The sequence below is a fragment of the Streptomyces anulatus genome (assembly GCF_000721175.1).
GTDB classification, from domain to species: Bacteria; Actinomycetota; Actinomycetes; order Streptomycetales; family Streptomycetaceae; genus Streptomyces; species Streptomyces anulatus_C.
On record NZ_JOEZ01000003.1, the window covers coordinates 411,686 to 436,475 of the forward strand.

Annotated in this window: 13 protein-coding genes; 8 read left to right on the forward strand and 5 right to left on the reverse strand. The window is 68.2% G+C overall.

The annotated features are described in order from the left end of the window. Nucleotides 1-109 precede the first annotated feature (109 nt). The 4 genes from IG90_RS0104925 to IG90_RS0104940 all read right to left on the reverse strand — a co-directional run bounded on the left by IG90_RS0104925 (nt 110) and on the right by IG90_RS0104940 (nt 3,683). Entirely contained in the window at nt 110-1,492 is a 1,383-nt protein-coding gene (locus IG90_RS0104925) for an SCO6881 family protein (RefSeq protein ID WP_030578064.1), read from the reverse strand. A gap of 27 nt (nt 1,493-1,519) precedes the next feature. Beyond that, on the reverse strand, nt 1,520-2,206 hold the full coding sequence (locus IG90_RS0104930) for a hypothetical protein (protein WP_030578067.1): 687 nt from the start codon (nt 2,204-2,206) through the stop codon (nt 1,520-1,522). Beyond that, entirely contained in the window at nt 2,206-2,514 is a 309-nt protein-coding gene (locus IG90_RS0104935) for a DUF6112 family protein (protein WP_030578070.1), read from the reverse strand. The genes IG90_RS0104930 and IG90_RS0104935 overlap by 1 nt, the downstream gene beginning before the upstream one ends. An 89-nt stretch (nt 2,515-2,603) precedes the next feature. Continuing rightward, nucleotides 2,604-3,683, reverse strand: a complete 1,080-nt coding sequence (locus IG90_RS0104940; RefSeq protein WP_425338021.1) for a C40 family peptidase — start codon at nt 3,681-3,683, stop codon at nt 2,604-2,606. Between the two features lie 625 nt (nt 3,684-4,308). Between IG90_RS0104940 and IG90_RS0104945 the strand changes: the two genes are divergently transcribed. After that, a complete protein-coding gene (locus tag IG90_RS0104945) occupies nt 4,309-5,055 on the forward strand; it encodes a DNA-methyltransferase (RefSeq protein ID WP_030578076.1) in 747 nt (248 codons plus the stop codon). 97 nt (nt 5,056-5,152) lie between these two features. Here IG90_RS0104945 and IG90_RS0104950 read toward each other — a convergent pair whose 3' ends face one another. Then, on the reverse strand, nt 5,153-5,971 hold the full coding sequence (locus IG90_RS0104950) for a DUF5655 domain-containing protein (protein WP_411572610.1): 819 nt from the start codon (nt 5,969-5,971) through the stop codon (nt 5,153-5,155). 678 nt (nt 5,972-6,649) lie between these two features. On the opposite strand from IG90_RS0104950, the gene IG90_RS0104955 reads away from it, so the two are divergent. The 7 genes from IG90_RS0104955 (at nt 6,650) to mads8 (ending at nt 24,636) form a co-directional block, all read left to right on the forward strand. Beyond that, the gene (locus IG90_RS0104955; RefSeq protein WP_030578083.1) at nt 6,650-6,904 is read left to right on the forward strand and encodes a hypothetical protein; all 255 of its coding nucleotides are present in this window, start codon (nt 6,650-6,652) and stop codon (nt 6,902-6,904) included. An 88-nt stretch (nt 6,905-6,992) separates the two neighbouring features. Beyond that, the gene (locus IG90_RS0104960) at nt 6,993-9,098 is read left to right on the forward strand and encodes an AIPR family protein (protein ID WP_233435901.1); all 2,106 of its coding nucleotides are present in this window, start codon (nt 6,993-6,995) and stop codon (nt 9,096-9,098) included. Between the two features lie 257 nt (nt 9,099-9,355). Further along, nucleotides 9,356-11,512 carry a methylation-associated defense system DNA methyltransferase MAD2 gene (mads2, locus tag IG90_RS0104965; protein ID WP_030578089.1) on the forward strand — a complete coding sequence of 719 codons (2,157 nt, stop codon included), beginning with the start codon at nt 9,356-9,358 and terminating at the stop codon, nt 11,510-11,512. Next, nucleotides 11,509-12,933, forward strand: coding sequence for a methylation-associated defense system restriction endonuclease subunit S MAD5 (gene mads5, locus IG90_RS0104970; RefSeq protein WP_030578092.1), 1,425 nt, complete (start codon nt 11,509-11,511; stop codon nt 12,931-12,933). Before mads2 ends, mads5 begins: the two co-directional genes overlap by 4 nt. Then, nucleotides 12,933-17,321 (forward strand): methylation-associated defense system protein kinase MAD6, encoded by a 4,389-nt coding sequence (gene mads6 / locus IG90_RS0104975; protein WP_030578094.1) that lies wholly within the window; start codon nt 12,933-12,935, stop codon nt 17,319-17,321. The genes mads5 and mads6 overlap by 1 nt, the downstream gene beginning before the upstream one ends. Beyond that, a complete protein-coding gene (mads7, locus tag IG90_RS0104980) occupies nt 17,312-18,958 on the forward strand; it encodes a methylation-associated defense system protein MAD7 (RefSeq protein ID WP_030578097.1) in 1,647 nt (548 codons plus the stop codon). Before mads6 ends, mads7 begins: the two co-directional genes overlap by 10 nt. Continuing rightward, the gene (mads8, locus tag IG90_RS45560; protein ID WP_051859985.1) at nt 18,958-24,636 is read left to right on the forward strand and encodes a methylation-associated defense system ATP-binding protein MAD8; all 5,679 of its coding nucleotides are present in this window, start codon (nt 18,958-18,960) and stop codon (nt 24,634-24,636) included. Before mads7 ends, mads8 begins: the two co-directional genes overlap by 1 nt. Nucleotides 24,637-24,790: the final 154 nt, after the last annotated feature.

Consider the following 24,790-nt stretch of genomic DNA (forward strand, 5'->3'; position numbering starts at 1 on the left):
CGGAGGGCGCGGCGCTCTTCTGGAGGACATGGCAGGGCTCCTTCGTCGGTGATCGGGGGAGGCGGGGGCGGACTGCTGGGTGGCAGCCCGCCCCCGCACTCGTGGTGGGTCAGGATCCGGACGGCGGACGGGTCGGGAAGACCCAGTTCGTCTCGGACCCGGTGGGCGACGGACCGGCGCCGGTCGGCGGCGGAGACGCGGGACCACCCGGTGATGCCGAGCCGACGCGCGGCATCCTCCCGCCCGGAATCGACACCGCAGCGGGCTGGGCTGCGGAGCCGCCCTCGCCTTCGGCGGCTTCCGTGCCGCCGGGCCGGTTGATCAGCGGAGGGATGCCGGGCCGCTGGATGAGGGCCCGACCCTTGTCACCGGAGGCGTCCGGGTCTTCGCCGAACCGGAAGTTCGTCCGGGCCTTCGGCGGTCCGGAGTCGATGCCCTCCTTGCTCAGATTCCCGCCGGTGGGGTTGATGCCGGAGGTGACACCGTCGCTCCCCGCGCCGGGAACCTCGCTGGGCCCCTGCGGGGCGGGGGTGCCGGTGCCGGCCTGCATCGCGAGGGTGCCGGCCGTCTTCGCGGCGCCTGCGGCAACCGCCACTCCGGCGACGCCGGTGCGGTGCAGATCGTCGTTGCCGCCGCCGTCGCTGGCCCAGTGAATGAACTTGTACGTCGCGTAGGGGCAGAGCAACACCAAGATCATGACGACGAGTCCGGCCAGTGCGTCGGAGAGTGCTGCCATGCCGTCCTGGGAGTCGGCCTTGCCCATTGCCGAGACGCCGATGAGGAAGACGACGGTCATCAGGAGCTTGGAGACGACGAGCGTTGCGGTGGCTTCGATCCAGCCGCGACGCCAGCGCTTCGCGACCTCCCAGCCGCCGCCCGCCCCGGCGAAGACGGCCAGGGAGACGAGGATGAGCACGCCGACCTTCCGCGCGACCATGACGCACCAGTACATGAACGCGCCGATGGCACAGCCGAAGGCGACCAAGGACGGGACGCCCCAGCCCAGGCCGTACATCGCTCCGAGTTGCTGCACGTTGATGATGCGGCGGATGGCGTCGTCCACCGAGGTGTTCGCGGCTTGGAACAGGCCGTCGGACAGCACGTCGACGACCGTGATCGCGACGGAGGTGAAGGCGACGGCGCAGAAGCTGAACAGGACCCCGGTCATCGTGCCGACCGCAGCTTGCGCCAGCGCGCGCTCGTCCCGCCTCCAGGCGGCGGACACCAAGGCGATGCAGAAGAAGCCGACGGTGAGCGCGAGGCCGATCGGAAGCAGCAGCTCGTAGTTGGTCCTGAACCACTGCGCGTTGAGATCGATCGCGGTGGTCGAGTTCACGGCGTCGGCGGCGAGATCCGCAGCGCTCGCCGCGAGTTCGCCCGCGGACTTCGCGATCCACGCCCCGATGCCGTCGGTGACGGCCCCGGCCGGGTTGCTGGCGAAATCAACGGCTCCGCAGACCTTGTCCATCAGCGGAAAGTCGCAGACTCCCATGGCGATACCTCCTTTCTGAGGGTGGGGTTAGGGCGCGACGGCCGGCAGAACACCGGCCAGCGTGCAGGGAGAGGAGGGGCGGCACTGGACCGCGAGGGTGGTGACGCGGCTCTCCGCTCCTCCGGCCGGGGAGCCCTTCCACGCGATCGACTGCTTGCCGGAGACCGTCACGGCGTACAGGTAGGTCTGGGTGATCGCTCCGGGGTCGTCCTGGAGAGCCCGGGTGAACGAGTCGGGGAAGTGCCCTTCGTTCACGACCCCCTTGGCGCGCTGACGGTTGTCCGCCATCTGTTTCCAGAGCGCGGGCGACGGGACGAGCTTGGCGACCGAGGCCGTGTCGACGTACTTCTTCTCTCCGGTCATCCACCCGCGCAGCGCGGACAGCAGCGCCTGCTGGGAGTAGGCCCGGGTGTCGTACGACCACAGCGCCGCTGCCGCCGCCTTCCCGTAGACGATCGGGTCGTGCGTCTTCGGCGGGCGAGGCAGAGCCCGGTGATTCTCCTGCGGAGGCGGCGATGCCGACGGCGCCGCGCCGGAAGGACGCGGTGTCGCCGAACTGCTGTGTGGGGCGGGCGTGGAGGGGGCCCTGGTGTCGCGCGTGAGGAAGGCGAGCAGGCCGGCGAGGGCGACGAGCACCACCAGGACGGCGGTGCCGAGCAGCGCCCGGCGGCGCACGCGAGATGCGCCGCCGGGGTTCGAGGAGTGGGCAGGCATCAGCGGACCTGCGTTCCCAACGTGCTGAAGAAGGCAACGATCCCATTCGCCGCCCCCAACAGGAGGGCCGCTCCAGAGCTGACCAGCACGCCCTTCTTCCCGTTCGCCTCCGCCTGGTGTCCACCGCTGTGATGGCCCCAGGCCCATACGCCCGCGCTGACGGCGAGCGCGCCGACGATGGCCACGAGCCCGAACAAGTTGATGGAGCCCATCACCTGCTTAAGTACAGACAGGCCGGGAAGTCCGCCCTCGTTCGGCTTGATGCCGGGGTCGTAGGCGAGCTGGATGACCTTGTCGGCCAGATACATAGCGAACTCCAGTTCGATTTAGTGCACGCCGAAGCCCGCGAGGTGGAGCGACGACGCGAGAGGAGAAGAAGAGGGAGGGAGAGGCTGGGTCAGACGACGTGGCGGGCCGCGAGGATCTGCGGCTTCCAGGAGGCGAGGGTCGTGATGCGCACGACGTCACCGGTCTTCGGCGCGTGCACGATCAGCCCGTGGCCAATCGCCATGCCGACGTGCTCCGGCGTGGCGGCGGACCCCTCGGTGAACAGGAGGTCCCCCGCCCGTACGGAGCCGACCGCTACCGGCTTGCCTTCCTTGACCTGCGTGTAGGTCGTCCGCGTGAGCGAGACCCCGGCGGCCTTGTAGGCGCCCTGCATCAGGGACGAGCAGTCGCACCGGCCCATCGGGTCCTTGCCGTGTGAGTCGGCGCAGCTCCCTCCCCACTGGTACGGGGTGTCGAGCTGGCCCAGAGCCCAGCGGATCGCTGTCTGGACCTTGGCCGGAGCGTCCGCCGGGATCTGGTACTCGTCGGGAACTGATCCGGGTGGGATGGTGCCGAAGTCGGTCCCGTCCGCACCGGTCGTACAGCCCCCCGCAGCGGCCGGAACTCCTCCGGGGCCGGAGGGAGCGGCCGACGCGGCGTCGCCTTTCGTGAGCAGCGGCTCGATCGCGCGCTGCAGAGCAGTCGCCAGCGGCTCCCACTTCGCGTACGCCTCGGGGTAACCGCTCAGCTGCACTTCCTGGGCGGCCTGGGTCACGGACAGGGACTCCCAGCCCGAGACCCTCTTGAGCCCCTCGTAGAACTTGGTGCTCGCGTGGACCGGGTCGAGGACCTCGGTCGCCGAGCCCCAGCCCTGGGACGGGCGCTGCTGGAAAAGCCCCAACGAGTCACGGTCGCCGTAGTTCAAGTTCCGCAGGCCGCTCTCCTGCAGAGCGGTGGCCAGGGCAACGACCTGGCCCCGGGGAGGGACGTTCATCGCGACGCCGGTGGCCTGGATGGTCTTGGCGTTGGGGATCTGCTCGGCGGGCGCGTCCAGGCCCGGCACGGACACCGAGTCGTCTTCGCCCCCGTCCAGAATCGCTTTCACCTGCTTGGCGACGGCCGCACTGTCCACCGACTGCTCACCGCCGACGGGGCAGGTTGCCGCCGAAGCGTTGCTGGCCGCGTAGCCGAGAAGCGGGAGGGCCAGCATGGATCCGGCGGCGCAGAGACCGGCGACGGCTCCGAGGGCCTTCTTCATCGCGACCGCCGGGCAGCAGGGTGGCGGGGTACGCCGTACGGCGCTGGCGGGGAGGGGTGCGGGCGTATCAAGGCATGCTGCATCGCAGCGGCTCCTCATGTTCGTAGGAGGCGCGGTGCCGACCTCTCGTGCAAAGCCGTCGGCACCGCGCCGATGTGCGTCCGCCTCTCAGGGCGGGCCCGGGTCAGGGGAGTTGGTAGCTCCCGGACACCGGTCTCCGGTCAAGCGCGGCAACCGGCCGCGCTCGTAATCTCAGGCGGTACACCTGGCCTCCTGACGGCGCGTGGAACGAAGAGGGAGCGTGTCGGACCGGAGTGCTCAATTGGACGAGACAACACGGATAGACACAGGTCAGCCGGGGTGAAGCGATGCTTCGTCCCGGTGACACGGCGAGACAGTAGACCGGGAATCCGGCCGCACCAAACGACTCCCGGACTCGGGGCCGCAGCCGGCACACCTCGTTGGGCCCGGCCGGAGATCACGGCTAACCTCCGGCACAACCCCGCCCGAGATGCACGCCGTTCAGCACGGCCCGGAGCGGGAACAGCCCTGCCATGCCCTGAAAGAGGCCCTCCACATGAGCTACACGCTGCACCGAGGCGACGCCCTCACCGTGATGAAGACCCTCCCGGACGAGAGCGTCGACGCCGTCATCACCGACCCCCCGTACAACAGCGGTGGCCGAACCAGCTCCGAGCGCACCGGTCGTACGGCGCGAGCCAAGTACGTCACCAGCAACTCGGCACACGACCTCGCCAGCTTCCCCGGCGAGAACCGCGATCAGCGCTCGTACCGTTCCTGGCTGACCGAGCTGCTGACCGAGGCATACCGGGCATCGACCGAGCACGCGGTCGCCATCGTCTTCTCGGACTGGCGCCAGGAACCGACGACGTCCGACGCCCTGCAGATGGCGGGGTGGACCTGGAGCGGCACCATCCCGTGGATCAAGCCCGCCAGCCGGCCCCGCAAGGGTGGGTTCAAGCAGTCCGCCGAATTCATCACCTGGGGGGTCAAGGGCAGCCTGGCCAAGGGCCGGGACCTGTACCTGCCTGGCCACTTCATCGCGTCCCAGCCCCGCAAGGGCAGGGTGCACATCACCCAGAAGCCGGTCGAGGTCATGCAGCAGCTCGTACAGATCTGCCCGGAGGGAGGCGTCGTCCTCGACCCGTTCACCGGCAGCGGATCCACGGGCGTCGCGGCCCTGCGCGAAGGGCGTCGTTTCGTGGGCGTCGAGCTGTCCGCGCACTACGCCGACGTGGCCGAGCAGCGGCTCCGCGCCGAGCTGACGCAGGACGACGTCGCCCTGGCCGGACCGGAGGCATGATCATGGGAGGCGAGAGAGCCCGGGGCCGGCGGGCCGCAAACGCCGAAGGGCGGCTGGAGCATCGAGAACCGATGCTCCAGCCGCCCTTCTCGTCACGTCAGGCCGCCTCGAACGCACTCCGGATCAACGGCGTTGCCCTCTCCAGGTCGTCCGCCGACGCGAGGCGCACCTCCACGTCCCCGGTGCCCAGGTGCCCGATGCCGCGCATATCCCGGGAGAAGCCCTCCTCCAGCACGACCGAGCCCGGGTCGAGTCTGAGGTAGACCAGGATCGCCTCGTGCCTCGGACGGAACAGCACCGATGCCACGTTCACCAGCCGCCGGTAGGCGATGTAGTGCCGCAGGGCTGCCACCTCTACCTCGCCCCATGCCGTTAGGGCGTCGTCCAGCTCCGTGTACAGGTCCCGCAGGCACTCCGGGACGAGGCCGGCACTTCCCGGCGCTGGACCGGCCGGCACCGTCGGCGCGCTGACGACTGCGGCGTCCCGCTCCCGGTGCCGCCGGGACGCAGCGGGGTTCGGGGAGCCGGGCGAGGAGTCGACGAGCAGCAGGCTCAGCAGGCCGCCGTCGAAGACGCGGTAGCGCACCAGGTCGATCCGCTCGGGCAGTCGCTGCACGGCCACGCGATCGTGATGGGAGAAGCTGGCCGCGATGCAGACCATCCGCGGTCGACGCCAGTCGATCGACTCGGCGGCCTCCGGGCCGAGCACCCTCCGGACAAGCGCCTCGAACTCGTGGTGCGCCGAGTCCAGCCAGGACAAGTAGGAGACAGCCTGCGACAGCACCCCGCTGTCGGAGCCCTTCTTGAACTCGACCAGCACGGGGACGTTGTTCTCGTCCAGCCCTAGAGTGTCGATCCTGCCCCGGTGCCACGGTCCCGTCGGGTACTCCGAGGCCAGGAAGCGGATACCGAGCATTGACGCCATCCCCGCCTCAACCCGCCGCTGCAGTTCTACCTCCAGAGCTACGGTCGAACCTTGCACTTCGACGTCCCGGCCGTCTGCGGCACGTCGAAACAACTTCAAATCAGTCACAGGAGCCCCCGTCGCGTTGCGCTAACCCGACGTCAATCGCAGCGAGCGGCGAAGTATTCCCGGGACAAGAGGGGACCTGACGCGGAGAGAGGGCTGCGCCTGTGGGAACTCCCAACAGCGCGGACCGTCCCGACTCCGTGAACTGTCAGCCGTGCTGTGCCGTTGCACTTCGAAGTCGGCTGCTCGGACACTGCGTAGTGAGCAGTGGTGGGCTCTACCTCCCGGGGAAGCCGACGCGGGGCCGGCGGAGCGCCGACGCTTCTGGTTCTCCAGCACAGGCGCATTCAACCAGTAGTATCTTCTACCCAAGCCGAACGGTTCTGGCGGCCTTCCCGGACGTAGCGCGTGAGGATCGATCGCCTACGGGCTCCGTTGTCGGCCGTTAGCCTGTCAGTATGTCGGAGCGCCTCATGCTCGGCCGCACGGGCGGCCTGATCCCCTTGGTTGCTGCGGATGCTCTGTGGGTCGGTCTGACGGCCGACAGTGCCGTCCCGACGGCTGCCGACCGCTGCGCCCGACCCACCGCGCCCCCGCGGGCGCAAGCCCTGCGGTGCCCTGCGCGTGTCCCGGACGGGAAGCTACAACGTGCCCGGTTCCTACCTGCTCACTGTCGCCGTCGACTTCTGCCCCTCCGACGAGCACCGTGTCCTGGCGCGAGCCCCCTACCGCGAAGCCGCCGAGCGGTTCCGTGCCTGGTTGGCTGAGACGGCCCCCGCCGTGGCCGCTGCGGCCGGCCCGGACCGCCTGGACGGCCTCCCCGCCCAATTCCGGCCAGTCATGGTGGACACCAGCGGCGAGGACCTGGAACTGTTCTGAGCGGGCACCAAGATCCCTGACTTAGTCAAGTTCAAGGACTCGTCCCCGATAGGGTGTTGACGATCTGAGGGATCGACAGGGGTGGATCGTGAGCAAACTGCACGTGGGGTACGTCCGCAAGGCGATCGAGGACCGTTTCACCGGCCTCATCGACATGTCGGACCAGGCGCGTATGTCGGGGGACAAGCTCCATCAGGCGTTCCTGAGTCGCGGTCTGGCCGCGCTCGCTGCGCAGATCGAGCACCCGTGCAGCGACCGGGTCGCCGCCGTACGAGTCTTCGACGGGCAGGACGACCAGGGCCTCGATTCGATCGCCGTGGACTTAGGGACCACGCGCTCCCGGATCTGTCTGGTGCAGGCGAAGTGGAGCGACCAGAACAAGGGAGGCTTCGGCGAGGCCGAGGTGCACAAGATGTTCCACGGCCTGGACCTGATGCTCGACCGGAACTTCGGCCGGTTCAACCGCCGCTTCCAGCCGTTCGTCCCGGACATCGAGCGGGCCTACGAATCCGGCACTCCGAAGATCACCTTGGTGCTCGCCCTGATGCGCGAGGCGCCGCTCAGCGACGGCGTGCGCGACCTGATCAAGATGAAGCAGGACGAGCAGAACCAGGTCGTCCGCGACATGGTCGAAGTGAAGATCCTCGACCTGCGCGACTTCCATCGCGCGATTCTCGGCGAGTCCGCCGCACCGAAGATCGACACCAAGGTGCAGTTGGAGTGCTTCGGCCAGGAGTCGACGCCGTACAAGGCGATGTACGGAACCATGACGGTCCCCGACCTAGCGGATCTCTATGAGGAGCACCGGCGCGGCCTTTTCGCCCGGAATATCCGTGACTCTCTCGACGAGAGCGATGTGAACTCCAAGATCAGGGAGACCCTGCGGGAAGAGCCCGAGCACTTCTGGTACTTCAGCAACGGCATCACCATGCTGTGCGAGTCGATCCAGCCGATCGGCCGGGCACTGCCCGGCAAAGTGGGTAACTTCCAGCTGTCCGGCGTCAGCGTGGTCAACGGCGCGCAGACGGTGAGTGCCATCTACCGGGCATTCACCGAGGATACGGGCGCGGCGCAGGACGGGCGGGTTCTTGTGCGCCTGATCTCCCTGGAAGACTGCCCGCCCGGCTTCGGCGACCAGGTGACCACTACCACGAACACGCAGAACCCGATTGAGGACCGAGACTTCAAGTCCCTCGACCCCGGCCAAATTACGCTCCGCGAGGACTTTGCCAGGCTCCTCAAGCGCAGCTACGTCACGAAGCGTGGCGAGACGGTGCCCGACTCGGCGCACGGCTGCTCCATCACCGAGGCCGCCGAGGCGCTCGCTGCCGTCAGCCCGAATGCCCGGCTCGCGGCCGTGGCCAAGCGCGACGACAATCTTGCCGGCCTTTGGGAGGACCACAACTACCAGGAGACCTTCGGCTCCGAACCGAACGTATTCAAGGTCTGGCGCAGCGTCGAGCTCCTTCGCGAGGTCCGGGCGCAGTTGCAGTCCCTCCGCGAAGGGCTGGTTTGGCGTGCTGACGCGGCGGCCTTCTACGGCGATCTCCTGGTCACCCACATCGTCTACCGCCGGCTGGACACCCGGGCCATCGAGGACCCGGAGTGCGACTGGGCGGCGGAACTCGCCAAGGTGCCGGATGCGGTCCGTGACTCCCTGTCCTGGGTTCTCGACGCGATTAACAACGAGTACGGCACGTCCAGCCACATCATCGCCGCCGTCCGGAACACCGAACGGATCGAGCGAGTGGTACGCGCGGCCCTGCGCAGGCTCGACTCCGAGGAAGAGGCTCCGGCGCTCGACGAGGACAACCGAGTAGCTACGGCTGAGGCCAGGGGGCGAAGGGCGAATGCCGTGACGACCCTGGTCGCCGCCGGCGAGGTCGAGGAGGGCGCGGTTCTGGAGTTCCGCCCGTACAGCAAGCCGGAGCGCCGCGAGATGACTGAGTGGCTGGCGGCGGACCCGCGGCGGGCTCAGGCGACGTGGAGCAACGAGGCGGGGCGTACCCCTTTGCAGTGGCACGCCGACGATGCTTGGTACTCGCCCAGTGGCCTCGCGCGGAAGATGCGCTTCGAGGCGTCCGGGGTGGACAGCGCGGCGCAGGGCACGATCCGGTGGTTCGTGCCTGGGCAGGGGTCGCTGGACGAGCTGGCGCTGGCGGTGCGGCTGCGGGAGGGCAACGAGGAGGCGTAAGCGGAGGCAGGGAATAACAGGCTGGAGCGTCCCTTCTCGGTTCCGTTGCCCGCTTCCGCCCTGGGGTTGTCCGTGCCCCCTTGTAGGGTCCGGGGACACGGAGCTGCGCACCCTCCAGCCTGGCGGAATACGCCTTCGGAGCCGCCCCCTGTGGCCGTAGGATCACAGGGGGCGGCTGTGACGGCCGCACACACACGGCCCACCCCAGGGTGCAGGCCCCTAGCCGCACCACAAGCACAGGAAGTAGCAGCACGCCGATGGAAGAACTGACCTTGGACCTGGACATCCCGCAGCAGCCCGAGGACGGTGCGGAGCCTGCCACGGAGGGCTCCGAGCCCAAGGTCACGGCCCTCAAGGAGGGCCAGGTCGTCGACTACATCTCGGGCGAAGCGATCAAGGAGACGGAGAAGGAGAAGGTCCGGCAGCGGATCGCCCGCGCCCTGGTGCACGAGCATGGCATCGACCCCGGCGACATGGAGCGCGACTTCTCCGTCACGGTCAGTGAGGAGGGGGCCAAGCGGAAGCGGAGCAAAAAGGCCGACATCGCGATCTTCGAGTCCGGCACCCTGCACACCACGGCGAACCTGCGGCGGGTCGTGATCTGCAAGCAGGAGCCCAAGCGCGGGAAGAACGTCGTCAAGCTCCGCGAGCCCGACCAGGCCCGGAAGGACCTGGAAGAGCTCCAGGAGCTGATGGGCAACGAGGACCGCCTGCAGTGCGCGGACGGCATGTGGACCGACGGTGTCGACTTCTTCTTCCTCAAGAAGGTGGCCGACGACTTCGGCGCCGACTTCGAGGACCGCAGCGACTGGGAGGTCGCCGACGGCACCCTTGGCAGCCGCACCGTCGCCTCGCACCAGCGGCTGCGTCAGGCCGACCCTGAGATGCTCAAGATCGCCTTCCGGCGCTGCCACAACTACATCCACGGCAACGAGGGCATGCCGAAGGACGCCGCCTTCTGGCAGTTCCTCTACCTGCTCTTCGCCAAGATGTACGACGAGCGGGTCAGCCACGGTTCCGTGCACGGCCGGTTCCGCACCGGTCTGAAGGAGATGTTCGACGCGAACGGCCGGGCAGCCATCAGTAGGCGCGTCAAGGGGCTCTTCGAGGACGTCAAGACCGAGTACAAGGACGTCTTCAAGCCCACGGACGAGATCACTCTCTCCGACCGGGCGCTCGCCTTCATCGTCAGCGAACTCGCCCCGTACGACCTGATCGGCACGGACGTCGACGCCAAGGGCATCGCCTATCAGGAACTCGTCGGCACCAACCTGCGCGGCGACCGCGGCCAGTACTTCACCCCGCGCGGCGCGGTAAACCTGATGGTCGAGATGCTCGACCCGAAGGAGGACGAGACCGTCCTCGACCCGACATGCGGCACTGGCGGTTTCCTCCAGGCCACCCTCAAGCACCTGCATCAGACCTGGAAGAGGGAGGCCGACACGCTCGGCTTCCCGGACACGGAGGAGGAGCGGGAGCGGTACGGCGACAAGCTCAAGGAGTTCGCTGACGAGCACCTGTTCGGCTCCGACTTCGACCCGTTCCTGGTGCGTGCGACGACCATGGCGATCATGACGCTTGCGCAGACCACGGGGAACGTCTTCCACATGGACTCGCTCGCCTTCCCGCAGGGACACCTCCCGGGTGTGGAGGCGGCAAAGAAGAGGATCCCGCTCGATAAGCCCACCGTGGACGTGCTCCTGACCAACCCGCCCTTCGGCGCGGACATCCCGGTCAGCGATGAGTCGGTGCTCGGCTCGTTCCGTAACGGGATCGCTCGGTCATGGGGCCGTAACAAGGAGACTGGCGCGGTCGAGGCGAGCACAACCAGCGTGCCGTCGAGCATGGCGCCGGAGCAGCTGTTCATCCAGCGCGCCATCGAGTGGGTCAAGCCAGGCGGGCGGATCGGCATCGTCCTGCCGAACGGCATCCTGTCGAACCCAGGGCCGACCGACGAGGCGATCCGCCGGTACATCCTGCGGAACTGCTGGGTACTCGCAAGCGTGGAGCTGCCGGTGGAGACGTTCGTCGTCGACGCCAACGTCAACATCCTCACCACGCTCCTCTTCCTGAAGCGGAAGACCCGGCAGGAGATCCAGAACCACGACCTCGGTACGGAGAGGGCGTATCCCGTCTTCATGGCTGTTGCGGAGAAGGTCGGCTTCGACCGACGCGGCAATGACCTCTACAAGCGTGAGCCCAACGGGGAGATCGTGGTGGAGACAGAGGTCGTCATGGAGCGGCTCCGCATCCGAGGCAAGGAAGTGACACGGCCGCTGACCCGAAGCAAGAAGGTCATCGACAACGACCTGCCGGTGATCGCGGAGAAGTACCGGGAGTTCCGGGCCAAGTATCCGGTGCCGGGTGTGGATCCGCGTACGGCAGGGGCCGCGGGAACGGGGGCAGAGGCGTGAAGGTCGCCGAGCTGTCCAACCCGGTGAAGTCCAACTGGTTTGCGGATCAAGGGCTTCGGCTCGATGCCTCGCCGTATGTGGCGGGGTCGATGAAGACGAGGAAGCTGCTGGAGCAGCTGCCGAGGACGGAGCCGCTGGCGAGTCTGACGGCGGGGCACAAGGGCGGAATTTTCAGCGGGCCCATGTTCCGGCGGGTTTTCATTACCGATCCTGAGCACAGCGTGCCGTTCATCGGCACCAAGGACATGATGGCGGCCGATTTGACCGGGCTGCCCCGGCTGCGTAAGTCGGATGCGGAATCGCCGGCCCTGTCGTATCTCCAGCTCAAGCCTGGAATGACCTTGATCTCGCGCTCGGGATTTAACGCAGGAAGGCGGGCGTACGTCCGACCCGACATGGGTGATTACTGGGCCTCGGAGGATATTGTCAAGGTCGAGCCCGATCCGGAGAAGATCAAGTCCGGCTATCTGTACGCCTTCCTGCTCAGCAAGTTCGGTGAGTCGCTCGTGCGGGGGTCGGTGTACGGCTCGGCCGTGAAGCACATCGAGCCACATCACATCGCGGGGCTGCCGGTGCCACGATTGGGCGCGGAGCTCGAAGGCCGGATCCACGACCTGGTGGAGGAGTGTGCGCGGCTGCGTGCTGAGTTCCAGTCATCCTTGGTCAGTGCGACGGAGGACTTCTTCACGAGCGTGGATCTGCCCGAGCTAATCGATGTCCGCTGGCATCAGCAGGAGCGGGACCTCGGGTTCGAGGTTCCGAGCGTGGGGGCGACGTCTCTCCGTGCGCTGAATTTTGCCCCTAGGGCTCGCCAGTTGGCAGAGAAGCTAGCACTCGCGCCGAATGCCAGGCTTGGTGACATCTGTTCCGGCGGGCAGCTTGGATCTGGGACCCGGTTTGCCAGGGTCGAAAGTAACCCTGAGCACGGCGTCCAACTCATCGGACAGCGGCAAGGCTTCTGGTTGCGCCCCGAAGGGCGCTGGATCAGCGCTGCTCACGCTCCTGTTGGCATTTTCGCGAGCGACGAAACGATCATGATCGCCGCACAAGGCACTCTGGGTGAGAACGAAGTTTTCTGTCGGCCGCTGCTCGTAACTGGCCGCTGGCTCAAGTACGTATACACCCAGCACTTCCTCCGCGTCGTCAGTGGCGATCCCGAGATCTCCGGTGCCTACCTCTTTGCCTTCTTCCGCTCCGAGGCGGCCTTCCGCCTGCTCCGCTCTCTGAGCGCGGGCGGTAAGCAGCAGGACATCCACGAGCACCTCCGTAACGAGATTCCCGTCCCTCTCGCGCCCCCCGCCGCCCGGGCCCGCATCGCCGCCACCGTCCGCCACGCCTACAAATGCCGCGACCAAGCCGACGTCCTAGAAGACCGGGCCCTCGCGCTGCTCAACACCGCCATCGAGGAGGCCGTCGGCTAATGGGTGCCAGGATCGTTGCTGTTGGGGAGGCCGTCAACGATGCCGAGCGGAGGGTGATCGCGCACCTGCGTGATCACGCCCCCGACGACTGGACGGTCCTGCACTCCGTCGAGATTCCGCACAACCGGAACGAACTGTTCGAGGTCGACCTCGTCGTGGTCACCGGGCACGCCGTGTACGTCATCGACGTCAAGGGCACCCGAGGCCGCATCGAGGTCGACGGCGGCCGCTGGCAGCCCTCTCACCGGGCGCCGTTTCGCTCACCGCTACCGAAGCTCCGCGGGCACGCTAAGCAACTGAAGACGCTCCTGGAGACGGCTCACCGTCCATTGTCCCGGCTCTACACCGATGCGCTGGTCGTCCTGCCCGCACCCGACGCCCTGCTCGTTGACCGGACGCCCCGCCAGAACGACGCCCGTGACACCGTCACTCTCCGGGACCTGATCGGCCGGCTCGCGGACGTGAGCCGCGTACCGACCTCAACCAACCGCTTCGACACGGACGTCTCCGCGCACCACGAGCTGATCGTGCGTGCGGTGCAGGGTTCGTCCCGGCCGCCGTCGGGCCCCCTGCGGTTCGGCAGCTGGGAAGTGGTCGAGCGGCTGAGCGAGACGGGCCCGGAGGAGGGCGATGACGTCCACCGCGAGTACCGGGCGAAGAACGCCCTTGCGGTACAGGGGTCGGGCACGGTCCGGCTCTCCGTCCGCAGGGCCGATCCGTACGCGCCGGAGACCGAGCGGCTCCAGCAGCAGAAGCGGATCGGCATCGCGTACGAGGCGCTCGGCAAGTTGCCCTCGCACCCGAACATCGTCGGGGTGCGGGACTTCTTCGCCGACGAGGACAAGGACTCCTTCGTCACCGTTTACGACGACGTTCCGGGGCACGCCCTCGCCCTGCACCTGAACGGGGCCGCAGACCCGCTGACCGCCGACGCGAAGCTGCGAACGATCCGGCACATGCTGATGGGCCTGGCCCACGCGCACAGCCGCCTGATCGCGCACCGCGAGCTGAACCCGTCCACCGTGCTTATCGCACAGGACGGCCGGGCGACGCTGACCGGTTTCGAGTACGCGAAGACCGCGCAGCGCCGTGCCCACACGGTGATGCGGGAGGCGTACCAGGTCGCCGACCGTGCGTATCTGGCGCCCGAGTGCCATGCCGACCCGGCGGCGATGGGCATGAAGGCGGACATCTATGCGGTCGGTGTCCTCGGGTTCCAGCTCCTTACCGGCGAGCTGCCGTTCACCTCCGCCACCGAGCAGGCTGACGCGGCAGGGCAGCTCCCGGCGCAGGCCCTCGAAGCTGCCGAGGTCCGTGTCGAACTGGCCCACTGGCTGCAGAAGTTGTGCGCGACGGGTCCGGACGACCGGCCGACCGCCGTGGAGGCACTGCGCCGCCTCGACCTGGTGATGGGAGCGCGAAGGGCTCCCGCCCGGCGTATCGGCTCCTCGGTCGCAGTTCCCCCGGCTCCTCCTGCGCTCTCCGCCGGGCAGCCCGTGCAGGACGGTGCGCGGGGCCCGGAGTTCTTCCGTGATCTGCCGGCCGACCACCAGCTCGGTACGAAGTATCTGGTGCGTCATCGTCTCGGCCGCCCAGGCTCGTTCGGTGTGGCCTATCGGGTGTACGACACGATCAGGAGTGTCGACAGGGCGGTGAAGCTGGTCCTCCGGGACCGGGACTCTGTCCTGGAGCGGCTGCGCCGCGAGGCGGGCGTCCTGGACCGGCTGCAGAACGCCCCGCACCCCAATGTGGTGTCGATGGTGGACGCGGACCGGTTGATGCCACCGGACGAGTACCCGTACTTGGTCTTCGAGTTCGTCGACGGCAAGGACGTCGCCGAGGTGATCCGTGGCGGCCGGATGGGCGCGGCGGACGTGCTGCGGCTCGCGATTGACACCGCGCGCGGGCTGCGCCACATCCATGATCGCGGGGTGTGGCACTGCGACATCAAGCCGAGCAACCTGCTGTGGACCGACGACGGCGTCAAGCTCATCGACTTCGGGATCTCGAAGACCTCCGACTCCTCCGAGGGGCACAGCTACACCAGCCCCCGCTACAGCCCGCCGGACCTGGACCAGGTGCCCGCCGACGCTTCTGGCTACACCGACCGGGACCTGTTCGGCCTCGGTGTCACGCTGTACGAGGCGCTGACCGGCGGGCAGTATCCGTGGGAGGGCGTCGGACGGCCCTCGCCCGGTGTGCCGCCGGTGGACCCGCGCACCGCGTACAGCGGTTTCGGCGATCTGGCGCCCGGTTTCGCCGAGATCATGCTGCGCGCGATCTCCCCGTACCGGGCGGACCGGTTCTCCACCGCCGAGGAGCTGCTGCGCGCGTTGGAGGCGCTGGAATCCGCACGCGTCGCCCCTACACCGCTTCTACCAGCCGTGTCACGGTCGTCCGAGCGGTCTCAGCCGCCGCCGGCGCCACCGGCTGCCCCCAGTGTCGGTCAGGAGCCGCAAGAGCCCGAGCCGAACTCCAATCCGTTCGTGGCACACCTGCAGACGCTGTACAGCCAGAGCCGCCGCAGCAACCGCGGCACCCGCGGCCTCGATCCGCACACGATGTCCGTCTACGTCGAGACGGCCCTGGACCGGGAGCTCGTGCCCGCACTGCGGGAAGGCCGACACGCGCTGGTTGTGGTGACCGGTAACGCGGGCGATGGCAAGACGGCCTTCCTGGAGCGGTTCGAACACCAGGCGGGCGAGCTCGGTGCCGAGTTCGGTTCCCGCCGGGCGAACGGCAGCGACTTCACCCTGGCCGGGCACCGGTTCCGCACCAACCACGATGGCAGCCAGGACGAGGGTGAGGTCAGCGGCGACGACGTACTGGACGAGTTCTTCGCACCCTTCGCCGGGGCCGACGCATCGGCATGGCAGGTCGCGGGGGAAACCCGGCTGATCGCCATTAATGAGGGCCGTCTGGTCGACTTCCTCAGCCACCACCACGACCGCTTCCCGCACCTCGCCAAGGTGGCCAACCTCGGCCTGGCGGGCCGTGACACCGGGCAGGCCGTCGCCGTCGTGAACCTCAACGCACGTGATGTCGCGGCTCGTCCCCTCGACGCCGACGGCGAACCGCAGGACGGCGAATCGCTCCTGGAGCGCATGCTCGACCGGATGACGCACGATCGGTTCTGGGAGGGCTGCGAGCGCTGTGACCTGGCCGCCACCTGCTATGCCCGGCACAACGCCCAGACTTTTCAGCACCCCGCCGCGGGCCCCCAGACCGCGCGGCGGCTGCGCCGCCTCTACGAGGTGACCCAGCTGCGCGGCAGACTCCACATCACCCTGCGCGACCTACGCTCCGCGCTCGCCTACACCCTCACCTCAGGCCGCGACTGCGCCGAGATCCACCAGCTGTACGCGGTCGGTTCCAGTCAGGAGATCCTGGACAGCTTCTACTTCTCCTCCCACCTCGGCGCCCCGGCCGCCGCCGACGGCAGTCCGCGCGAGCGGGACCGACTGCTGACCCTGCTGCGCGAGGCCGATGTGGCGGCGGTCCCGCAACCGCAGCTCGACCGTCGTCTGGACTACGCCGGGCTCCTGGAGGACCGGGCGCTGGTCGCGGTCGACGGGCGCGGCGACCGCGATCGCGTACTGCTGCGCGGCGCGTTCGAGCAGCTCGGCCGGTCGGTCGCCGAACGCGTCTCCCAGACCGCTGCCCACCGTCATTACGTGGACGCTGCCCGCCGCTTGCTCTACTTCGAACTCCACGACGAGGACCGTGCGGAGCGGATGCTGTCGTATCCATCGGTGCTGCACTTCATGGCGCTGTTGTCCCGCGCAACGCAGACGGGCACCAAGGAGCGGGACCGGATCCTGCGGGCGCTCAACCGTGGTGAGGGACTCGTGGCCCCGGAGCGGATCGGCGACGCTCTCGCGCTGAAGGTGCGCGACGTACCCGGCGGCACCATCCGTACCTTCCGCCGCTTCCCCGCAGAAGGGTTCCGGCTCGAACCAGGTAACGCGGCGGCCTCCCCGTACATCGAGTCGGGGCGCACCTCGCTGCGGCTGAGCTACCGGGATCCGGCCGGCAGCCAGGGCGGCACGGCCGAACTCGACATTCGGCTCGACCTGTTCGAGCTTTTCCAGCGGTTCGAGCGCGGCTACCGGCCGTCCGTGACCGACTTGCAAGGGCAGCAGCTCGCCCTCGCCGTGTTCAAGAACCGGCTGGCGGCCGTGCCGTACCAGGAGATCCTGCTCACCGCACACGGACACGACCTGCGGCGGATCCACCGCACCGAGGACTCCGTCCTGCACATGGAAGAACTGACAGCACGGTCCGGCGACGACCACAGTGGTGCGGACGGTGACGGTCCGGCTGTCGTGGGCACCGCGGCCGGCATTGAAGGGGACGTCGCGAGGGCGGAGGAGACGATATGGCGCTGAGCGGTTCCCTGGGGACGTTCCACCACCCCGGCATCAGCCGGCTCGACTACAAGACGCTGGACATGGACCGTGTCCTGACCGGGCTGCTTGCGCGCCTGTGGCACCAGGGCATGCCCAGCAAGATCAACCGCTCCAACGAGCTCAAGGTCGACGTCTTTGTCAAGCTGTTCCTGGACCACCCGGAAGTCTTCGACGGTTTCGACCGGGAGACCACCACCCGGTGGGCCTCCACCCATCTCCTCGACATGGTCAACCGGGGCAAGGCCACCGAGGCGGTGGCTGGCCCCAGGCCGCTGCACGGTCTCACCCACCGGTTCCGCAACAAGCGAAAGTCCCGCCCGTACGGGGCCGACGAGCAGCTGTACGAGATGCTCGCCACCGAGGAGGGAGCCCTGGACCAGCTCCGCGAGTTCTTCTTTTCCGACGTCGACCGCGCCACCGCGGAGATCACCCCGGGGGCGGACACCGACGTGGAGACCCAGGCGCTGCTCCACCTGGTGGGACAGGCGGGCGGACAGATGCGGGACCGGCCCGACACCACCCGCCCCCGCACCCCCTACCCCGCCCTGTGCGCCGAACCGGCCCGCCAGCTGTGCCGGGACGTTCTGCGGCTGCTTTACCACCAGGAACACATGCCCCGGACCGTCCTCGTGGACTACCTGAAGATCCTCTTCGCTTTTCACCTGGCCCTCTACCACCTGCGGATGATCAAGCTGCTGCCCGCCGTGATCGAGGCCGGATCGGCGCCCGCCACCTGCCGGACGGGGCACCAGGGCACGCCGACGGCGGACCGCTGCCCGCACAGCGTCCGGCTCTTCGTCGACGTCGAGGGCGTGCCCGGCACCCCGGCGGCTGCGCTCGCCGAGCGCAGCGCCGGCATTTGGTACGGGCGGATCACGCGGTTCATCCAGGCGACCTATCAGATCAAGAAGCTCGACGAGTTCTCCGAGGACCTCGTCAAGAGCCAGAAGCTGGCCTCGCCCGTCGGCCGGAGCTACTTCACTCCGGTCGAAGTCCTAAGGCGGCTCTCCACCCATCCCAAGGAACGCGAGGCGTTCTTCCTGCAGCGCGCCACCCGCGTACGGGACGAGGAGAAGGACCTTCCCCCGGAGCTGAAGCAGATCACCCAGCTCGGGCTCAACGCCTTCGACGAGTACATCGAGATGCTGATGCACTACAAGGGCAGCTACCACCGCAGCTACTTCATCGACTGCCTCGACTCGATGTTGCTCAAGCACCGGCCCGGTGCCCTGCTCGCCCAACCGCGCGGCAGACGCGACAGCGCCGTCCGGCGATTTGTCCTGGACGCGCGCCTGCTCGAAGTGCTCCTTCAGGTGTCGCTCCTGAGGGAGGGCGACGACGACAGCGGCAATCTGCGTACCGCCCCCATGCGCGTGGACGAGTTCCTCACTCTGCTGCGCGAACGGTACGGACTCCACATCGACCAGCTGCCGGACGGCGACGGTTTCTCCGGCGCCCACCTGGACGACCAGGCAGCACTGCGGGCCAACGCGGCGGCCTTCCTCAATCGGCTGCGCGAGATCGGCTACTACCAGGACATGTCGGATGCCTATCTGACGCAGACCATCACTCCCCGGTACGTCATCGGGGCCGCGACAACGGGGGCGACGGCCTGATGAGCAGCGCCAGCACCAGCAACGGCCTGGCGGAGCCCACCGCGAAGGACCTCCGCGAAGCCCTCGAAGGCGTCCTCGTGCCGCGCCTGGCCAAGCTGGTCGGCGAGCGGGGCGCCGGGCACTGCATGCGGGTCACCGAGGTGGAGCCCGAACTGGCGGCCGCGCTGGTCCGTCGGCTCCGGGGGGCACTCGGGCCGGCCGCCACTGTCTGTGTCCTGGGCACCGCCGACGACCTCGCTCCCGGACAGCCGCACCACGACACCGTCGTCACCAGCACCAAACTGGTCGAGCTCCGCAACCGCACCGAAGGTGACGACGGGAACGGGAACAGCCTGCCCGGACCACTCCTCGTCTTCGTTCCCCCGGGCACGCGGGTCAGTGCCGAGGACTCCTTCGGTATCGCGACCTTCGAGGAAGTACCCCTCAGCGACGCGTACGCGCAGCTGGCCGACCACCTTCTCGATCAGGTACCGGAGCGGCTGCGGCCCGGCGTCGACGAGCTGCTCGCCGTACTCCGTGACCAGCCCGGACACCGGACGGGCGACCGTGCCATCGCCCTGTACCTGCTGACGCTCCGGACCAACGACTACCGCACCCAGGTCGCGGGGGCTGCTGTCTACCACTTCGGCCTGGTGCCCGACTTCGAGCTGTACACCGACCCGTCGCTCGTCAAGGATCGGGCCGAGCGGAACCGCAAGCTGGTCGGCAAACTTGCCACCTCCAGCCGCTCGGAGCGCCAGCGCGTCCTCGATTTGGGTCTGACCGACGCGGACTTCGCCGGCAGGCTAGCGGGATTCGCCACCCGATGCGGCCTGGAGGACCCGGCGACATGGACCCGCCGTATCGTCGTCGACCGGGAGAACTGGTCGCTCTCCTTCGGTAACTGGCGCGTCGATGAGCGGCGTCGCGCCACCGTCTCCATCGAGGTACGCGAACTCGGTCTGCCCGCCGCCGGCGACAACGCCGAGGAGCTACAGGCCCACCCAGCACTCGAAGCCATTGTGGGGCAGCCCTACCTGCTCGCCGGGGACAAGGGCGTCCGCGATCTGGCACCCCGGTTCACCATCGAACCGTCCCCGCTCAAGGTGGAGGGTCTCGACCGCTTCCGCGTGGAGATCGTCTCGGAGAGCGGCGGGCCGATCGGCCGAATTGCCCACGTCACCAAGGGGACCCGAGCCAAGCCCGATTACAAGGCACCGTTGCGCCGGCTGAACAAGATCGACTGGGAGGAAGGGTGGCACTACCTCAGAATCACCCCGCTCGACGCCGCCGGTGACGCTCTCGATATCGCCCCTGGTGCGCACGGCCTGCCCGGCGGCGAGAGCGAACGCTTCTACGTCGTCCCCGAGGGAGAGGCCGAGGAGCCGCCGGAGCGCAGCGCCGGGCGCTACGACGGCATCATCCAGGCGCTGCGCTCACTGCAGTTCGACGCGCTGGCTGCCAGGGACGATCCGGCCCGTGTGAACCTGACGGACGTCCGCTGGAAGATCGCTTCAGCGCGCAGCCCCCTGCGCGTCCTCAACGCCCGCATCCACACGGCGGGAAGCGCAGAGATCCGGCTCTCCCCGCAGCTCGTACAACTCCAGCAGGACCTACTCGCCCGCCCCCAGGACACCTCCCTGCGTCGGCTCGTACTGCGCCCCGACGGCACCAGCGAGACCCCCGTTGGCCCCGAGGAGGACTTGTCCCTCGCCCTGACCGGGCGGGCTGCCGAGGCCTACGACCGCTACCTCGCTACGCGTTACGACTATTTCGCCGCCCTGTGCGGCCAGGCGGGAGACGTGGTCGATCCCGATCAGCTCCTGGTCAGCGAAGCTGTCGACTTCGAGGTGATCCGCGACGAATTGGTCGCCTACACCGAGGCGTACGCGGAACTGGTGGAAGCCCAGTCGCTTCAGGCGGAGCGGGCCGGTGAGGGCGCCCGGGGCGCCGCGCTGGTGGGGCTGGCCCGCATCCAGCAGACCGACTGCGCGGCCGTCACCCTCACCGACGGTCTCGGCGGGCGCGACACCGTCCTGCTCATTTCCCCGACGCACCCCCTCCGCGCACTCTGGCTGGCGACCTGGTCGGCCCTAGGCCGGGACTGGGCCGCGCGCCTCGTCGGCGAGGACAAGCGACGGGTCATCGCCGCCCGCGACTCCTTCCTCCAAGCCCTCTCGCCCTTGGGCTTCCCGTTCGCCGTCCCGCGCCAGGACGGCCGACTCATGACAGCTGCGGACAACCTCACCCCGTACTGGGCCGCCTACCTGCCCAGCGAGACCGCCGACCCTCGTGGCCTGCTGGGCCGGCTCACCACAGCGCTGCACCTCCCGGCCGCCGGCCCTCGCGCTGCAGGCGCGTTGTCCGGTACGGCGATCGCCGACCGGATCGAGCGGTACCTACGCCTCCACCCGTACGTCCGCACCCTGGTCATGAACGTCGTCAACGCAGGCCGCGCGGAGATCGTCGCCGACGCCCTCCTCGAACTGCAGCGCCGTACCTCCACCCGGGACCTCACCTACGACATTCGCCTGTGCGTGTCCGACCCGGAAGCCCCCGAGTCTGGTGCGGCGCTGGGTGAACTGATCAGCACGCAGAGCCAGTTCACCTCCACCGCGGCGGAGGCGTTCCTGCACGCCGCGGAAGGCACCCGGAGCGCGAAACTTGTCTACTCCGTCCGCTCAGTGGAGGAGTTCAGCGAACCCGGAGCCGAGTTCGACGCCCATCTGACCGTGCTCATCGACGCCTTCGGCGGGGAACAGCACGGTTCCGTCATACGCCACGACATTGCGCACGCCCCGGTCCACGGCCTGGTACAGCCGACGTCCTCCACGTACGAGGAAAACGAGCAGCAGATCGTGTGGCGGACCATGCCACGCCACGGCACCGCCCTGCCCGCCGAGGACGCGGAGGACCTTGCCACGCTCCTGAGCCGGCTGCCCGGACTCCTCGCCGGTGCCGCGGCCAACGTCGCCACCGCGGGACAGGCGCCACGCCATGTGCCGTGCACCGTTCTTTCCCTCGACAACACCGACCGGGCCCTGCTCTACCAGGCCCACCAGGTCAGCGACTGGGTCGTCACCATCGACAGGGCCCTGGGCCTGGAGTACTTCGACCACGCCGGACAACACGACCGACCCGAGTACGTCATCGACTACGCGCCCTCGCTGGACAGCGGCCTCGGCCACCAGATCATGGTCAGCTCGAACTCGGTCGACGAACTGCGCACCCTGCTCGGACCGACCGCCCAGCAGCACGGGCTCGACGTCGAACAGCGCCACCTCAACACCTTCTTCGAGCAACTGCGCCTGCTCTCCGGCAACCTCGCCTTCAAGCTGGCCTCAACCGCCCCCACCCAGCGCACTGAAGTGCTCGGCCTGGCCCTGGCCCGCCTCTACCTGGACTACCAGGACGCACTGCGCAACCAGATCGTCGTCCCCCTGGACGCCCACCCCGAGCTGTACGCCGAAGTCCGCCGTCAGGCCCAGGAACTCGGCGACGCCCTCTCCTTCCAGCGCAGCGACCTCGCCCTGTTCCACCTCGACGCGCGGACCCGGACCATCACCTGCCGCCTCGTCGAGGTCAAGTGCTACACCGCGCTCGACGACATCGGCGCCTACCAGCGGCTCAAGGCCAAGGTCACTCAGCAGCTGGGACGGAGCCAGACCGTCCTCACCGAGTCCTTCGATCCGGCCCACAGCACCCCAGACCGGGTGGACCGGCCGGTCAAGAACCTGGCCCTCGGCTCCCTGCTCCGCTTCTACCTGGAGCGGGCGGCACGCCACGGGACCATGGGGCACGCCCCCAAGGCGGCGGCCCACGCCCTGCTCGACAACCTCGACGACGGCTACGCCCTCCACTTCACCCGCAGCGGCCTGGTCTTCGACCTCGCCCGCGAGGGAACCGACCGCGAACTCGACGACGAGGTGGAGTTCCACCGCATCGGCAGCGATCTGATCACTGAGCTGATCAACGCGATTCCCACTGTTCGGCCGGGTGTAACCGTGCCTACGGGCCTAGCCGTTGAGGAGGAAGACGGAGCGGCCACCGCTCCCACCCTGGCACTGTCGCAGTTGGCTGTGCCACGGCTCCCCGACGCCGAGTTCCAGGCACCTGACGTACAGGACGAGCTGGATGCCCAAGATGCCCAGGAGGAAGACCGCGAGCAGGCCGGCGGGGGCAGGGCAGCGACCATCCTCGACACGGACGAAGTCGCGAACGGCAACGAGCCCACGCCACTCACCGCACCTGAGCGTGCGGGCCGTGAGACAGGTCCGGCCCAGTCCGTGGCAACTTTGACCATGCCTGCTTCCGACGCGGTGGGGGCGGTCCCGGTGTCTCCCTCTTCGGAAGGAACCTCATCGGCTGCCCCTCCTCCGGGCGGTACCGGAGAACCGCTGCGGACGGGCACCGTCCCTAAAAGCCAGGGCTTCCACGAGTCGCCGACCATCGATGCCCAGCCCACCTCTGTCACACCGGGATCGGCTTCACCAGAGGGCCTCCCTGAGATCTTCCTCGGCGTCACCCGCCCCTCCCCGCAACACGGTGTACTCGGCGAAGTGGCCGGCCGGAAAGTTGCGGTCGATCTCGACGAAACCCACACCATCAGCCTCTTCGGCGTCCAAGGCGGAGGCAAGAGCTACACCCTGGGCAGCATCATCGAGATGGCCTCACTGCCCGCTCCGTCGGTCAACGAACTTCCCCGCCCTCTCGCGACGGTGGTGTTCCACTACAGCCGCACCATGGACTACGCTCCGGAGTTCACTTCCATGGCGCGCGCAAATGATGACCCGGCGCAGCTCCAGGTCCTGAAGGAGCGCTACGGAGCCGAACCTCAAGCGCTTTCGGACGTGCTGCTGCTCGCCCCCGCCGACCAGGTCGCCGACCGCCGACGGGAATTCCCCGGCATCGATGTCCAGCCGCTCGCCTTCTCCTCCGCCGAACTCCAGGCATCGCACTGGCGCTTCCTCATGGGAGCGGTAGGCAACCAGTCAACGTACATCCGGCAGCTGACCCGCATCATGAAGTCGAACCGCAACGACCTGAACCTCGGCGTCATCCGGCAGGGCGTGGCCGATTCCGGTATGCCCGACCACGTCAAGCAACTGGCCCAGGAGCGGCTCAACCTCGCCGAGGACTACATCGACGACAATGCCCGGCTCACCAGCCTCATTCGACCCGGCCGACTGATCATTGTTGACCTCCGCGACGAGTACATCGAGAAGGACGAAGCACTCGGACTTTTCGTCGTCCTGATGCAGCTCTTCGCCGAGGCACGCAGCGGGGACGAACACTTCAACAAGCTGGTCGTCTTCGACGAAGCGCACAAGTACATCGATAGCCCGGACCTCGTCGCCGGTCTGGTCGAGACCGTCCGCGAGATGCGCCACAAGGGAATGAGCATCCTGGTCGCCAGCCAGGACCCGCCCTCTGTACCGATCTCCCTGATCGAACTCTCCGACCACGTCATCCTGCACAAGTTCACCTCGCCGGCCTGGTTGAAGCACCTCCAGAAGGCAAACACCGCCTTCGCCAACCTGCGTTCTGAGCAGATGGCGCAGCTTCAGCCCGGCGAGGCGTACGTGTGGGCGAGTAAGTCCACTGATCCGGCGTTCACTCACGGAGCCGTCCGAATGCGATGCCGTCCTCGGGTGACCCAGCATGGCGGAGGGACGAAGACGGCGACGGGCGGACAGTGAGCTGGCGGCACGTCGTCCAGAATCGGACTTCGAACGAGCAGCGGGGGACCTTGGTGTCATTGGAGGGGTGATGTCGCGCCTATCGTTACGGACGGACAGCGGCCCATCGCCGCGCCCTTGGCGCTCAGCGCGCGGACGGCCCACAAAGGGCAGG